Below are 14,572 nucleotides of genomic sequence, written 5' to 3' on the forward strand. Positions count from 1 at the left end.
ACCGTTCTTCGCGGTACCGCCCGGTCCTCCCCGCACGTCCGGGACGCCCGCCCGCCCGCGCACCCGTGCGCCCGCGTGTGAGCCGTCCGTCGTGTCGTGGGGCGTCCCGGTGCCGCCGGCGCAGAGACAGACGGAGGCAGGCCCATGAGGATCATCGTGCTCGACACCCAGTGCGCCCGGCACGCGGACTCCCCCCGGGCGGTCACGCCCGCGGTGCGGGAGGCCGTCCACGAGGGCACCGTCAGCGGTGTCACGGTCATCGGCGGCGACGGGGCCGCCGGCCTCGGCGACTGGCCCGGCCTGGTGCGGTGGGTCGCCGCGCCGGGTGCCCGGCAGCGGCTGCGGGAACTCGCGCGGGCGGTGCGGGAGGAGGTGGGCCGGGTACTGGTCGTCGACTGCGCGTGTGAGATACGGCCCGACACCCTCGCCGCGTTCGCCAGTCTGACGACGTCCACCGTCCTGGTGACCGGCCGCCCGGACCTCCCCGTGCGGGCGCGCGCGGTGGTCCGCCAGGAGGGCCGCGACCCCCTGGTGCTGGACGGTCTGGCCGCCCCGGCCGGACCGGACGGTGCCGGTGACCGGGGCGGGCCGGGAGCCCTCGGGTACCTGGGCGCCGTCATGCTGGTGAACGCCGACAGACCGGCGCTCGCGGACATCCTCGGCGAGCGCCCGGACCCGCCCTCGTGGTGCGAGGCGCTCGGTCTCCTCGCCCGGCGGGTGCGCGTCCGCTGCGCGGTGCTGGCGCACGACGTCCACGGCGACGACATCGTCGTCGAGAACTGGCTGGCCGGCGGCTCCTACGCGCGCACCTACGTGCATCTGCACCCGCAGGGGCGCCGCATCGTGCGCAAGGAGGCGTTCGGCGAGGGGCAGGACAAACTGTCCGACGAAATAGGCTGGCTGCGCGGCCTCGACGACGCCGCGCGCCGCCACTTCCCCGACGTCGTGGAGCACCGCATCGGCATGCGGGGCGCCTCGATGGACCTGCACTACCACCGCCTGCCCACCCTGCGCGGACTGATCCTCTCCGGGGCGATCGACGAGGAGGAGGCCGCCCTGTGGGTGCGCCGCGTCCTCGCCGTCCTCAAACGGGACCTGTACCCGGCCGGTGACCGGGAAGTGCCCGAGGACTACATACGGCGCACCCACCTGGACCGCATCGTCGCGAGGCTGTCGGAGACGGCCGCCGCGCTTCCGTACCGGCACCGGCTGTGGGCGGCGGACCGCGTCCGGGTGAACGGGGTCTGGCTGCGCAACATCGGCAGCGTCGTCGCCGATCTGCGGCGCGACGAGCGGATGCTCGCGCTGCTGACCCCCGAACGGCTCCGGCGCACCCACGGCGACCTGCACTTCGACAACGTGCTGATCGACCGGCACAACCACCGGTTCCTGCTGATCGACCCCCGGGGCAACCCCGGCTACGACGTGGCCTACGACCTCGGGAAGGTCTGGCACTCGGTCAACTCGCTGTACGACCTCATCCACGGCGGCCACGTCCGGGTCGCCGTCGGGGAGACCGGGATCGACTACACCATCACCGCGCCCGAACTGGTCACCTTCTACCGCAGGGTGCGCCGGCGCCTGCACACCTGGCTCGCGGCGACGCAGTGGCACCAGGGGGAACCCCGCTGGCTGCTGAAGGTGCGGCTGGCGGAGGCGGCGCACATGTGCAGCGTGATGCCCTTCCACATCGCCCACGACGAGCGGGAGACGGTCGCGCTCGCCTGCTACGCCCGGGGCGTGGAGCTGATCAACGGCCTGTACGCCGAACTCACCGAAGCGGTGGGACAGCGGCGCGCGACCCGCCCTTCACCGGTGTCCTGACGAACGACGCCGGACGACGACGAACGGCGACGGACGGCGACGGACGCCCATGAGAACCACTGCGACCCCTTGCGACCACTGCGACCACTGCAACCCCTGACGGAAGGAAGCCGTGACATGCGTGTAGTGCACCGCGCGGACCAGGAGGCCGCCGCGCGCCCGGACGGCCGGACCGTGCTGTCCCTGCTGGACCTCCCCGTGGACGTGCCCGTCGACCGGGTCGGGATCCTGTTCGTGGAACACCCCGCCGACTTCACCGAGACGCGCCATTACCACCGGCAGCTGCACGAGATCTTCTACTTCCTCGACGACGCCGACTACCGGGTCGGCGACACCGTGGTCCGGCTCCGGGCGGGCGACCTCCTGGTGCTGGAGCCGGGGGACGTGCACGGCGCCCTGCCGGTGCCGCACCCCGTCCGGCTGATCGTCTTCCACGTGCCCGAGCGGGACGGGGACAAGGTGGAGGTGGCGTGACCGTCAAGGGGTACATGTTCGACTTCTCCGGCACGCTCATGCGCGTCGAGCCCACCGGGGACTGGCTGCGTGCCGTACTCGACGACCTGGGCATCGACGCCGGGGAACGGGAGCTGGCCGCGTGCACGGAGCGCCTGGAGCGGCTCGGCGCCCTCCCGGGCGGTGTCTCCCCCTCCGCCCTGCCGGACCGGCTGCGGCCCTCCTGGGACCGGCGCGACCTCGACGGCGACAGTCACCGGCGGGCCTACGTCGGGCTGATGCGCGAGGCGGGTCTGCCGTGGGGGGAGGAGGTCCACGACGCGTTGTACGCGCGCCACATGACACCGGCGGCCTGGCGGCCCTACCCGGACACGGCGGAGGTCCTCGGGGAGCTGCGCCGGCGGGGCGCGCCGGTGGCCGTGGTGAGCAACATCGGCTGGGACCTGCGGCCGGTCCTGCGGGCGCACGGGCTGGAGGAACTCGTGGACGTCTTCGTCCTCAGCTGCGAGCACGGGGTGCAGAAGCCGGATCCGAAGATCTTCCGGCTGGCCTGCGAGGCGCTGGCGCTGCCGTACGAGCGGGTGCTCATGGTCGGCGACGACAGGGTCGCGGACGCCGGGGCGGGCCTCCTCGGCTGCCCGGTGCACTTCGTGGACCACCTTCCCGCGCACGCCCGGCCGGACGCGCTGCGGGCGGTGCTCGGCGGGAAAATGTGATGCCGGGCACTTTCCGCGTGGCCGGAGCGTTCCTCGGGCAGAAGCCGCTCGGGCACGGCGTCCGACGGAGTACGTCGTCCCGGAGCGGCCGGTGGTTTCCGCAGGAAACCGGGGTGATCACGCCATGAGCGGGACATCTCACCATGCGGTATCCCGGAAGGGAGATTCGGCCGCTCGATAGACTGAGCCGACCGCGCCGTACATACGTATGTGCGGACATCGCGGACAGAGACGGACTGAGCGAGGAGCGCACGTGGGCCTTGTCGTGCAGAAGTACGGAGGCTCCTCCGTAGCCGATGCCGAGGGCATCAAGCGCGTCGCCAAGCGGATCGTGGAAGCCAAGAAGAACGGCAACCAGGTGGTTGTCGTGGTCTCCGCGATGGGCGACACGACGGACGAGCTGATCGATCTCGCCGAGCAGGTGTCGCCGATCCCTGCCGGGCGCGAGCTCGACATGCTGCTGACCGCGGGAGAGCGGATCTCCATGGCCCTGCTGGCCATGGCGATCAAAAACCTGGGCCACGAGGCGCAGAGCTTCACCGGCAGCCAGGCCGGTGTGATCACCGACTCGGTCCACAACAAAGCGCGGATCATCGACGTCACGCCCGGCCGCATCCGCACCGCGCTCGACGAGGGCAACATCTGCATCGTCGCCGGTTTCCAGGGTGTCAGCCAGGTGGGCAAGGACATCACCACGCTGGGCCGCGGCGGCTCCGACACCACGGCCGTCGCGCTGGCGGCGGCGCTGGACGCGGAGGTGTGCGAGATCTACACCGACGTGGACGGCGTGTTCACCGCCGACCCGCGAGTGGTGAAGAAGGCCCGGAAGATCGACTGGATCTCCTTCGAGGACATGCTCGAACTGGCCGCCTCCGGGTCCAAGGTGCTGCTCCACCGCTGTGTGGAGTACGCCCGCCGCTACAACATCCCGATCCACGTCCGCTCGTCGTTCAGCCCGTTGCAGGGCACGTGGGTCAGTAGCGAGCCGATCAAGCCGGCGCAGTCGGCACAGCACGTATCGCAAGGGGAACCAAAGGTGGAGCAGGCCATCATCTCCGGGGTCGCGCACGACACCTCGGAGGCCAAGATCACCGTCGTCGGCGTGCCCGACAAGCCGGGCGAGGCCGCGGCGATCTTCCGCGCCATCGCGGACGCCGAGATCAACATCGACATGGTGGTGCAGAACGTCTCCGCCGCGTCCACGGGGCTGACGGACATCTCCTTCACCCTGCCCAAGGCCGAGGGCCGCAAGGCGATCGACGCGCTGGAGAAGGCGCGTGACGTCATCGGCTTCGACTCGCTCCGCTACGACGACCAGATCGGCAAGATCTCCCTGGTCGGCGCGGGCATGAAGACCAACCCCGGGGTCACCGCCGGGTTCTTCGAGGCGCTGAGCGACGCGGGCGTCAACATCGAGCTGATCTCGACCTCCGAGATCCGCATCTCGGTCGTCACCCGCAAGGACGACGTCCCGGAGGCCGTCCGCGCGGTCCACAGCGCGTTCGGCCTGGACTCCGACAGCGACGAGGCGGTCGTCTACGGAGGCACGGGTCGATGACCCCGGACCCCCCACGCGCCCCCGCCGTCACACGCGATCACGGCCCGGGGCTCGTGGGGGCACCCGCGCCCGTTCAGGGGCGCGGACCTGTGCCTACCCACGCCTCCGCCCAGCCCGCGCGCCCCAAGGGGCGCGGGGCTGTGTCGATCAGCGGCTTCGCCGCGGGGCGCGAGCGACCACCACGCACCCGCGATCGCGACGACACCGCACCGCCCCCCACCGCGGGCGCCGCAGGTGCGGCAGCCGCACAGGCCCGCACCCCTCAGCCGGCCCCCGGCCAAGCCGCCGCGTCGGTCCGGCACAGGGACAGACCCGTGCTGGCGGTCGCCGGCGCCACCGGCACCCTCGGCGCCGTCATGCTCCGCATCCTCTCCCAGCGCGCCGACATCTGGGGCGAGATCCGCCTTCTCGCCTCCCCCCGCTCGGCCGGCCGCAAGCTGACCGTCCGCGGCGAGGAGACCGAGGTGGCCGAGCTGGACGAGGCCGCCCTCACCGGCGTCGACGTCGCCCTGTTCTGCGTCCCCGAGGACGTCGCCCGCCGGTGGGCCCCCGTCGCCGCCGCCCTGGGCGCCGTCGTCGTCGACAACTCCGCCGCCTTCCGGGCGGAGGCCGACGTCCCCCTGGTCGTCCCCGAGGTCAACGCGCACACCGCGCGCGTGCGCCCCCGCGGGATCCTCGCCAGCCCCGGCTGCACCACGCTCACGATGATCGTGGCGATGGGCGCGCTGCACGCCGAGTTCGGCCTGCGCGAGCTGGTCGTCTCCTCGTACCAGGCGGTGAGCGGTGCGGGCCGCGCGGGCGTCGAGACGCTGCGCGAGCAGCTCGCCCTCGTCGCCGGTACGGAGCTGGGCACCCACCCGGGCGATGTGCGCCGCGCGGTGGGCGAGGCCACCGGCCCGTTCCCGGAGCCGGTCGCGCTCAACGTCGTCCCGTGGGCCGGCACGCTCGGCGAGGACGGCTGGTCCTCGGAGGAGGCCGGGCTGCGGGAGGAGACCCGCAAGGTCCTCGGCCTGCCGCGGCTGCCGCTCGCGGTCACCTGCGTCCGCGTCCCCGTGGTCACCGCCCACTCCCTCACCGTCCACGCCGGTTTCGAGAACGAGGTCACGGTCGACAAGGCCCGGGAGATCCTGGCCACCGCCCCCGGCGTCGTGCTGTGCGACGACCCGGCGGCGGGGGAGTTCCCCACCCCGGCGGACGTGGTCGGCACGGACCCCGCGTGGGTGGGCCGGGTGCGCCGGGCGCACGACGATCCCACCGCGCTCGACTTCTTCGTCTGCGCCGACAACCTCCGCAAGGGCGGCGCCCTCAACGCCGTCCAGATCGCCGAACTCGTCGCGGCGGAACGGGAGTAGGGCCCCGGCGGCGACGGCGGCCACGCGGACCGCGAGCGCGTACGAGGGCACACGGGAGCGATGAGGGGCATCCGACCTGTCCCTTCGGGCTTTCGGCATGCCCTATACGCTGGTCAAACCGTCAAGTATTTGTAGGATCTGTGTCAGTCCTGTGGCCGGGCCGGACCCACCTGGTCCGGACCACTTGAACCAGACCCGTACGGGAAACGAAGATTTCCTCCCCGCCTCCGTCACCGGACGCAACCGGACGGACGGCGGGGAGCGTCATTGCGTTCGCCCTTCGGGGGGTCGGGCAGCGCAGACAGGGCACGGCACAGGGGAAGAGCTGGTAGGCATGAGGGCACGGGACGTACTGTCCGCCGCCACGGGGGAAGCACACCGGATACACGGGGCGCCCGGGTGCGCACCGCTGACGGGCGTGCGACGGGGCGTACCCGAACCCGCGTACAACCCTGACGGCCCCAGGCGTGTCCAACATGCGTGGCAGCAGAGGTACTCGAATTCACCGCGGCGGTACAGACGGGGGGCACGGCCCTGCGTCCGCCCCGCCGGGTCCGCATGCCCGGCGCGCCCGGCGGCATGCCGGTGATCGCGCCCATGCCCGCAGCGCGGCCCACCCGCATACCGAGCCAGCGTGAGGGAGCAGAGGAGGCCGTGGCGACCGGTACCACGGTCGACCACCTCACGGAGACGTACCGGACGCACTACCGCTCCCTGCTGGGCCTCGCGGCGCTCCTCCTCGACGACACCGCCTCCTGCGAGGACGTCGTCCAGGAGGCGTTCATCCGCGTCCACTCGGCCCGCAAGCGCGTCCGCGAGCCGGAGAAGACGCTCGCCTATCTGCGCCAGACGGTGGTGAACCTCTCCCGCTCCGCCCTGCGCCGCCGCATCCTCGGCCTGAAGCTGCTGTCGAAGCCGATGCCGGACATGGCGAGCGCGGAGGAGGGCGCCTACGACCAGCTGGAGCGGGACTCCCTGATCAAGGCGATGAAGGGCTTGCAGCGCCGCCAGCGCGAGGTGCTGGTGCTGCGTTACTTCGCGGACATGACGGAGGCGCAGGTCGCGGCGACGCTGGGCCTCTCCCTCGGGTCGGTCAAGGCGTACGGCTCCCGCGGCATCGCGGCGCTGCGCATCGCCATGGAGGCGCCGGCATGACCGAGCACGACAGGAACACCGGGCAGGGCAGCGAGCACGACGACGATCAGCAGGCTGGGAACGGAACTGTGAACCACCGCCCCGAGGACCACGGCCACCCGGCCGCCCCCGGCGCCGACCCGGCCGACCGGCCCGCCGCACCCGAGTCCGACGACGCGCACGACGACGACCTCGGGCTCGCCCCCGACGAGCTGGCGTTGCGGCGCGTGCTGCACTCCGCCGTCGGGGACATCGAGCCCCGCGACGGCGCCCTGGAGCATCTGCGCCGGGCGGTGCCCGCGCGCCGGGCGCGCAAGCGGCAGGCACTCGTCGGCATGGCGGCCGCCGCGCTCTTCGCCGGCACGGCCGTCCCCGCCCTGCTGCACGTCTCCCACGCCACCGGTTCGAACGCCGACCCCTCCATCGCGGGCCAGGCCTCGCAGGCCCACGGCGGCGCGGGCCAGGACAAGGGCAAGAACGGCGGCTCCGGCGACGACAACGGCGCCTCCGACTCCGTCAAGGACAAGGGCACGTCCGGCCACGAGGGCAAGCGGGACAAGGGCACCGGCAAGGGCCGCGGCGCCACCGGCAGCGGCTCCTCCGCCCCCGGCTCGGGCATCACCGACTGCACGGCCGCCCAGCTCGGCGGGGCCACCTCCAGCATCGCCGCCGCCGACTCCACCGGCATCGTCTACGGCACCTTCCGCGTCGCCAACATCTCCGGCACGACCTGTACGGTCTCCGGCCCGGGCACGGTCGGCACGGCCGCCCAGGGCGCGGCGGACCCGACGCGCGTCACCGTCGTCAGCCATGTCGCGGGCGACGCCGCCACCGGGCTGCCCGACCCGTCCCAGGAGCTGGCCTCGCTGATCCTCAAGCCCGGCATGGCCTACCAGGTGCAGTTCGCCTGGGTGCCGTCCGAGACGTGCCCCACCGAGGGTGCCAGCGGCGGCGGCTCCGGCGGCCCCTCGCCCGACCCGAGCGCGTCGGACGGCACCGCGGGCTCCTCCGAGGGCTCCTCGGCCACGAACGGCAACACGGCCTCCTCGCAGCTCCTGCGGGAGGACGGCGTCGCCGACGGCAGCGTGGTCGTCTCCCACACGGCCGCGACGGGCTCGCCGACGGTGACCGCGACGGTTCCGAACGCGTGCGCGGGAACGGTCTACCGGACGGGAGTGCTGGCGGGGTCCTGAGCCGGGGGCCCGGCCCCGTCGGTGTCCTTTTCCGGGTCACTGCCGTCCTCGGCGTCCCCCGCCGGGTCACTGCCGTCCTCCGGCAGGATGCCCAGCTCCGCGTCGCGCTGGAACTCCACCTCGCGGCGCAGCAGCCGGAACCACATGAAGACCACGAAGCCCGCGAAGACGAACCACTCGCCGGTGTAGCCGAGGTTCTGGAAGGCCCGCAGATCGAGCCCGGAGTCGTCGGGCCGGCTCGCCGGGACCGCCGTCATCCCGGAGTCCGCCTTGTCGAGCGTGACCCAGGCGTCGTACACGTCGTACGGCACCAGGTTCACCAGCGAGGCCGCGCTGATCGCGCCGACCTGCCCGGCGGGCAGTCCGCCCGCCGCGCTCGCGCCGTTGTCGCCGGGCGTCTCGGAGGCCTGGAGCGCGCCGGTGACGGTGACCTCGCCGGCCGGCGCGGCCGGTGCCTTCGCCGCGGACGCGGTGCCCGGCAGCCAGCCCCGCACGACGGGCAGCGCCTTGCCGCCGTCGGTGCGGAGCATCGTCAGCACGTAGTAGCCGTCGCGGTCGTCCAGCTCACGGCCGGGGACGAGGAGCTGCCTGCCGTAGTGCCCGGTCGCGGTGGCGCGCTTGCCGGAGGTGGACTTGTCCACCGGCAGCAGCGAGGCGAGCGGGCGCGCGGCCTCCTTCTTGTCGGCCGCGGCCTGCTCGGTGGCGGTGCGGTGGTCCTGTACACGGTCCTCGAAGCGGCTGAGCTGCCAGGTGCCCATGAAGACGCAGACGGGGATCGCGAGGAGGGCGAGTACGTTGATCGCCCACCAGCGGGGGGTCAGGAGGAACCGGTACACAACGTCAACGGTACGGCGGGGACGGGCGCGGGGGGCACGCGGGGTGCCCCCGGGCCGCCTACGCCCCACCCCCCACATGCCGCGCCGCGAACTCCAGTTCCAGCCGCACCTGCTTGATCCGCTCGTCCACGACGAGGGACCCGTGTCCCGCGTCGTACCGGTACACCTCGTGGACCGCGCCCCGCGCGGCCAGCCGGTCGACGTAGTTCTCGATCTGGCGGATCGGGCAGCGCGGGTCGTTGACGCCCGCCGAGATGTACACCGGCGCCTTCACCGCGTCGACGTACGTCAGCGGCGACGACGCCTCGAACCGCTCCGGGACCTCCTCCGGCGTGCCGCCGAGCAGCGTGCGGTCCATCGCCTTCAGCGCCTCCATCTCGTCGTGGTACGCCGTGACGTAGTCCGCGACCGGCACCGCCGCGATGCCCACCGTCCACAGCTCCGGCTGGACGCCGAGGCCGAGCAGGGTGAGGTAGCCGCCCCAGGAGCCGCCGGTCAGCACCAGCCGCTCGGGGTCGGCGAGGCCGGAGGAGACGGCCCACTCGCGGACCGCCGCGATGTCCTCCAGCTCGATCAGGCCGACCCGGTGCTTGAGCGCGTCGGTCCACTCGCGGCCGTAGCCGGTGGAGCCGCGGTAGTTGACGCGGACGACCGCGTACCCGTGGTCGACCCAGGCGGCGGGCGCGGCGGCGAAGGCGTCGCTGTCGTGCCAGGTGGGGCCGCCGTGGATGTCGAAGACGGTGGGCAGCGGCCCGCTCGCCCCGGCCGGCTTCTGCACGAGCGCGTGGACGCGGCCGCCGGGCCCCTCCACCCACACGTCCTCCACGGGCACGGAGGCCGGCGCCTTCATCCCGGGCGGGTCGAGCACGACGCGCCCCGTCGTGGACCGCACGACCGGCGGCTCGGCGGCCGAGGACCACAGGTACTCGACGCTGCCGTCCGGGCGTGCGGTGGCGCCGGAGACGGTGCCGGGCGGGGTGGACAGCTCGGTCAGGGCGCGCTCGGCGAAGTCGTAGCGGAACAGCTCACTGCGGGCCTCGAAGCTGTGCGAGACGAGCAGGGCGGAGCCGTCCGGGTACCACTCGGCGGCCACGTCGCCGGGCAGCTCCAGCGCGAGGTCGGTCTCCTCGCCGGTGGCCACGTCCCAGACCAGCGGCTCCCAGCGGCCGCGGCGCTGATGGCCGATGAGCAGCCGGGTGTCGCCGTCGACGGGTGCGAAGCCGAGCACCTCCAGGCCCAGCTCGACGGTGCCGCCCCTGGTGTCGTCGAGCTCGGCGACGGCGGTGCCGTCGGGGCGCAGCACGCGCAGCGCCGAGTGCATGGCGTCGCCGTGCTCGGTGTGCTCGATGGCGAGCAGCGAGCCGTCGTGCGAGAGGTCGCCGACGCCGGCGGACTCGCGGTGCCGGTAGATCTCGACGGGGTCCTCGCCGGTGCGGACGAGGTGCAGGGTGGTCCCGTCCTCGTCGGTCGACCGCCCGACGACGGCGGTCCGCCCGTCCCGCCCGAGCGCGAGCCCGGCGGGATAGGAGGGCGCGAGCCCGGGAGCGGCGGCCTCGTCACCGGCCCCGGAGGCACTGCCGGTGAAGGCCTGGCGCCGCCAGATCCCGAACTCATCCCCGTCCGTGTCGTCGAACCACCAGATCCACTCGCCGTCGGGCGACAGCACCCCGTCCGTGGTGCCGTTCGGCCGGTCGGTCACCTGCCGCTGCGCACCGGTGGCCCGGTCCCACGCGTACAGCTCGTACGTCCCGGTCGCGTTCGACACGAACAGCGCCCGCTCCGGCGCGTCCTCCGCCCAGTCCGGCAACGAAACCCGCGCCGCCCGAAACCGCATCTCCCACGCCACCATGCCGCCACTCTCACTCATGGGTACATCTTGCCGCGCCCCGGACTCCAAGCGGCGCGGGGCTGTGTCGTCTGCGCGGCTCGGCCGCGGGGGGCGCGGGGTTGTGTGGTCTGCGCGGCTCGGCCGCGGGGGGCGCGGGGCTGTGTGGTCTGCGCGGCTCAGCCGCGGGCGGCGCGGGGCTGTGTCGTTTGCGCGGCTCGGCCGCGAGGGGGCGCGAGTACGCACCGTGCCCCGTAAGGGGCGCGGGGAACTGCGCGAGAAGCCCCCACCCACCCGCATTCGCCCACGCACCCACCCACCCGAGCTCTTTTGCGCCTCTTCCGGGGGGCCTGGGGGCAGAGCCCCCAGGTCAAGGATGGGACGGGTAGGGGCGGCGGGGGCGAGAAAAAAGGCGCCCGCGCCGATTCGGCGTACCGCATCCCCCGATCCCGCCACCGTGGACAAACGACCCTCCGGCCCCCGCGCCCTACCGTGGACCCGCACCCCGCCCGCGGCGGAACCGCGGAGCGATCCGCACCCCACCGCGGACCGATCCGCACTGCACCCCACCGCGGAGCGATCCGCACCCCACCGCGGCGGAACCGCGGAGGACCCCGCACCCACCCGACCCGGAAGGCAGGCACCCCGCCCCATGACCTCCACCCACGCCTTCTGGCTCGCCGGCCGCCAGGCCACCGGCGAGCACACCCTCGACGTCACCTCCCCCTGGGACAACACCCTCGTCGGCAGGGTCAGCCTGCCGACCGACGCTCACGTCGAGGAGGCCGTCGCCGCCGCCCACGCCGTCCGGGACGAGTTCGCCGCCACCCCCGCCCACACCCGCGCCGCCGCCCTCGACCACGTCGCCCGCCGCCTCGCCGACCGCGCCGAGGAGATCGCCCGGCTCATCTCGGCCGAGAACGGCAAGCCGGTCAAGTGGGCCCGCGGCGAGGTCGGCCGTGCCGTCTCCGTGTTCCGGTTCGCCGCCGAGGAGGCCCGCCGCTTCAACGGCGGCGAGGCCCAGCGCCTCGACACCGACGCCGGTGGCCAGGGCCGGCTCGCCCTGACCCGCCGCTTCCCCAAGGGCGTCGTCCTCGGCATCGCCCCGTTCAACTTCCCGCTCAACCTCTGCGCCCACAAGATCGCCCCGGCCATCGCCGCCGGCGCGCCGATCATCCTCAAGCCGGCCCCGGCCACCCCCCTCTCCGGGCTGATCCTCGGCGAACTCCTCGCCGAGACCGAGCTGCCCGCCGGCTCCTGGAGCATCCTGCCGGTGCCCAACGACCGCATGCCCGCCCTCGTCCAGGACGAGCGGCTGCCGGTCATCTCCTTCACCGGCTCCGACAAGGTCGGCTACGCGATCATGGACTCGGTGCCGCGCAAGCACTGCACCCTGGAACTCGGCGGCAACGGCGCGGCCGTCGTCCTCGCCGACTGGGCGAGCGACGCCGACCTCGACCGGGCCGCGCACCGCATCGCCACCTTCTCCAACTACCAGGGCGGCCAGTCCTGCATCTCCGTGCAGCGCGTGATCGCCGACGCCGCCGTCTACGACCGGCTGCTGCCGCGCCTCGTCGCCGCCGTCGAGGCCCAGGTCACCGGCGACCCCACCGACGACGCCACCGACGTCGGCCCGCTGGTCAGCGAGGACGCGGCCAAGCGCGTCGAGGCATGGGTCCAGGAGGCCGTCGAGGGCGGCGCCACCCTGCACACCGGCGGCAAGCGCGAGGGCGCCTCGTACGCGCCGGCCGTCCTCACCGGCGTACCCGCCACCGCCACGCTCGCCCGCGAGGAGGTCTTCGGACCGGTCCTCACCGTGCAGAAGGCGGACGGCGAGGCCGAGGCGTTCGCCGCCGTCAACGACTCCAAGTACGGCCTCCAGGCAGGCGTGTTCACCCACGACCTCCAGGCCGCGTTCCGTGCCCACCGCGCGCTCGAGGTCGGCGGCGTCGTCATCGGCGACGTGCCGTCCTACCGCGCCGACCAGATGCCGTACGGCGGCGTCAAGCAGTCCGGCGTCGGCCGCGAGGGCGTGAAGTTCGCGATGGAGGACTACACCTACGAGCGGGTGCTCGTCCTCACCGGTCTCGCGCTCTGAGCGGAACCCCGGGCGGCAGACCCGCAGGGATCGCCGGCCGGGGCACCCGCGGGCCGCGGGGCGGACCGGACTTCGGCCACCGACAGCCTGACGGTCAGCGGCGGCCGAGCAGGGTGGGGCCCCCGGGTACGGGGCCGGTCCGCACGACCGGCCGGCCCCGCCCCCGGTCGCGTGCCGGGGGACCCGCCCGGTGTCAGGAGGCGGAGGGCGCCGGACCGGTGCTCGCCCGCACGGTCAACTCCGGTGCCAGCAGGACCACCTCGTCCTCGCCCCGGCCCTCCAGCTTGGCGACGAGCCGGTCCACCGCGCGGCGCCCCATCTCCTGTGCCGGGATGGCGACGGCCGTCAGCCGCACCGACGCCTGCACGGCGACCTGGTCCGGGCAGACGGCGATCACCGAGACGTCCTCCGGCACGGCCCGGCCCTGCTGACGCAGCAGGGCCAGCAGCGGCTCCACCGCCGACTCGTTCTGCACCACGAACCCCGAGGTGCCCGGCCGCTCGTCGAAGATCCGGGACAAGGTCAGGGCCATCGCGTCGTACCCGCCCTCGCAGGGCCGGTGCAGCATCCGCAGCCCCAGCTCGCCCGCGCGGGTGCGCAGCCCGTCGAGCGTGCGCTCGGCGAACCCGGTGTGCCTCTCGTAGACGGCCGCCGCCTCGCCGATGACAGCGATGTCACGGTGCCCGAGCATCGCGAGGTGCTCCACGCACAGGGCGCCGGTGGCGGTGAAGTCGAGGTCGACGCAGGTGAGTCCGGTGGCGTCGGCGGGCAGTCCGATGAGCACGGACGGCTGGCCGGACTCGCGCAGCAACGGCAGCCGTTCGTCGTCGAGTTCGACGTCCATCAGGATCATGGCGTCGGCGAGCCCGCTGCCGGTGACGCGCCTGACGGCGTCGGGGCCCTCCTCACCGGTGAGCAGCAGGACGTCGTAGCCGTGGGCGCGGGCGGTGGTGGCGACGGCGATGGCGATCTCCATCATCACCGGCACGTACATGTCGGTGCGCAGCGGGACCATCAGCGCGATGATGTTCGACCGGCTGCTCGCCAGGGCCCGCGCACCGGCGTTGGGGTGGTAGCCCAGCTCCCGGATGGACTCCTCGACCCGTTGCCGGGTTCCCGAGGAGATCGACCGCTTGCCGCTGGGCACATAGCTCACCGTGCTCGCCGACACTCCGGCATGCTGGGCGACCTCGGCGAGGGTGACCATCCGGTCCTCCAGGAGGCGAAGCGCTTCGACAGCGCGAGAACGACAAACTCGGCAGTTGACCTGGCCCGACCTTAACCGCCTGGATCACCGCTGTCCATACGCGTCGAAGCGCTTCGACGCGCTGTCGGAGAAGCGCCCGCCACCACGCACCCCGGGGCCCAAGGGGCAGCGCCCCTCGAAGGGACGGGAAGGGCAGGGGCGGCGGGGGCGAAAGACCCCGGCCCCGCCCCACCGGCCCACCCCCACTGGTGACCCCCCGACAAACCGGGTACATACGATCGAGTAACCCCACACCACGGACAGCCGACAAAACAACCCCACACCCACTCCGCGGCGAGGTGACCGCCATGTCCGCAGCACCCCCCACCCCCCAGAC

At 73.5% G+C, this 14,572-nt stretch carries 11 protein-coding genes; 8 read left to right on the plus strand and 3 right to left on the minus strand.

Features of this window, described 5'->3' with window-relative positions; all coding sequences use genetic code 11:
* Positions 1 to 144 precede the first annotated feature (144 nt).
* From IO29_RS34975 to IO29_RS35005, 7 genes are all read left to right on the plus strand, one after another.
* Positions 145 to 1,824, plus strand: coding sequence for a phosphotransferase (locus IO29_RS34975; protein ID WP_030382722.1), 1,680 nt, complete (start codon positions 145 to 147; stop codon positions 1,822 to 1,824).
* A gap of 117 nt (positions 1,825 to 1,941) precedes the next feature.
* Entirely contained in the window at positions 1,942 to 2,298 is a 357-nt protein-coding gene (locus IO29_RS34980) for a cupin domain-containing protein (RefSeq protein ID WP_030382723.1), read from the plus strand.
* A complete protein-coding gene (locus IO29_RS34985) occupies positions 2,295 to 2,993 on the plus strand; it encodes an HAD family hydrolase (protein ID WP_030382724.1) in 699 nt (232 codons plus the stop codon). Before IO29_RS34980 ends, IO29_RS34985 begins: the two co-directional genes overlap by 4 nt.
* Positions 2,994 to 3,246: 253 nt before the next feature.
* Positions 3,247 to 4,551: an aspartate kinase gene (locus IO29_RS34990; protein WP_030382725.1), complete on the plus strand. Its 1,305-nt coding sequence runs from the start codon at positions 3,247 to 3,249 to the stop codon at positions 4,549 to 4,551.
* A gap of 314 nt (positions 4,552 to 4,865) precedes the next feature.
* Positions 4,866 to 5,903, plus strand: coding sequence for an aspartate-semialdehyde dehydrogenase (locus IO29_RS34995; RefSeq protein WP_030382726.1), 1,038 nt, complete (start codon positions 4,866 to 4,868; stop codon positions 5,901 to 5,903).
* A 558-nt stretch (positions 5,904 to 6,461) separates the two neighbouring features.
* A complete protein-coding gene (locus tag IO29_RS35000; RefSeq protein ID WP_078618519.1) occupies positions 6,462 to 7,058 on the plus strand; it encodes a SigE family RNA polymerase sigma factor in 597 nt (198 codons plus the stop codon).
* Positions 7,055 to 8,230: a hypothetical protein gene (locus IO29_RS35005; protein WP_030382728.1), complete on the plus strand. Its 1,176-nt coding sequence runs from the start codon at positions 7,055 to 7,057 to the stop codon at positions 8,228 to 8,230. Before IO29_RS35000 ends, IO29_RS35005 begins: the two co-directional genes overlap by 4 nt.
* On the opposite strand, the gene IO29_RS35010 is transcribed toward IO29_RS35005, so the two are convergent.
* Together IO29_RS35010 and IO29_RS35015 are read right to left on the minus strand one after the other, a co-directional pair.
* Positions 8,200 to 9,066, minus strand: coding sequence for an SURF1 family protein (locus IO29_RS35010; protein WP_033226523.1), 867 nt, complete (start codon positions 9,064 to 9,066; stop codon positions 8,200 to 8,202). The two genes, IO29_RS35005 and IO29_RS35010, sit on opposite strands and share 31 nt — an antisense overlap.
* A gap of 58 nt (positions 9,067 to 9,124) precedes the next feature.
* A complete protein-coding gene (locus tag IO29_RS35015) occupies positions 9,125 to 10,933 on the minus strand; it encodes a S9 family peptidase (RefSeq protein WP_030382730.1) in 1,809 nt (602 codons plus the stop codon).
* Positions 10,934 to 11,543: 610 nt separating this feature from the next.
* Here IO29_RS35015 and IO29_RS35020 point away from each other — a divergent pair.
* Positions 11,544 to 12,989: an aldehyde dehydrogenase family protein gene (locus IO29_RS35020; RefSeq protein WP_030383502.1), complete on the plus strand. Its 1,446-nt coding sequence runs from the start codon at positions 11,544 to 11,546 to the stop codon at positions 12,987 to 12,989.
* A gap of 193 nt (positions 12,990 to 13,182) precedes the next feature.
* On the opposite strand, the gene IO29_RS35025 is transcribed toward IO29_RS35020, so the two are convergent.
* Entirely contained in the window at positions 13,183 to 14,196 is a 1,014-nt protein-coding gene (locus tag IO29_RS35025) for a LacI family DNA-binding transcriptional regulator (RefSeq protein WP_037840777.1), read from the minus strand.
* Between the last annotated feature and the right edge of the window lie 376 nt (positions 14,197 to 14,572).

This window comes from Streptomyces sp. NRRL F-6676 (assembly GCF_000725625.1).
In the GTDB taxonomy this organism is placed as follows: Bacteria; Actinomycetota; Actinomycetes; order Streptomycetales; family Streptomycetaceae; genus Streptomyces.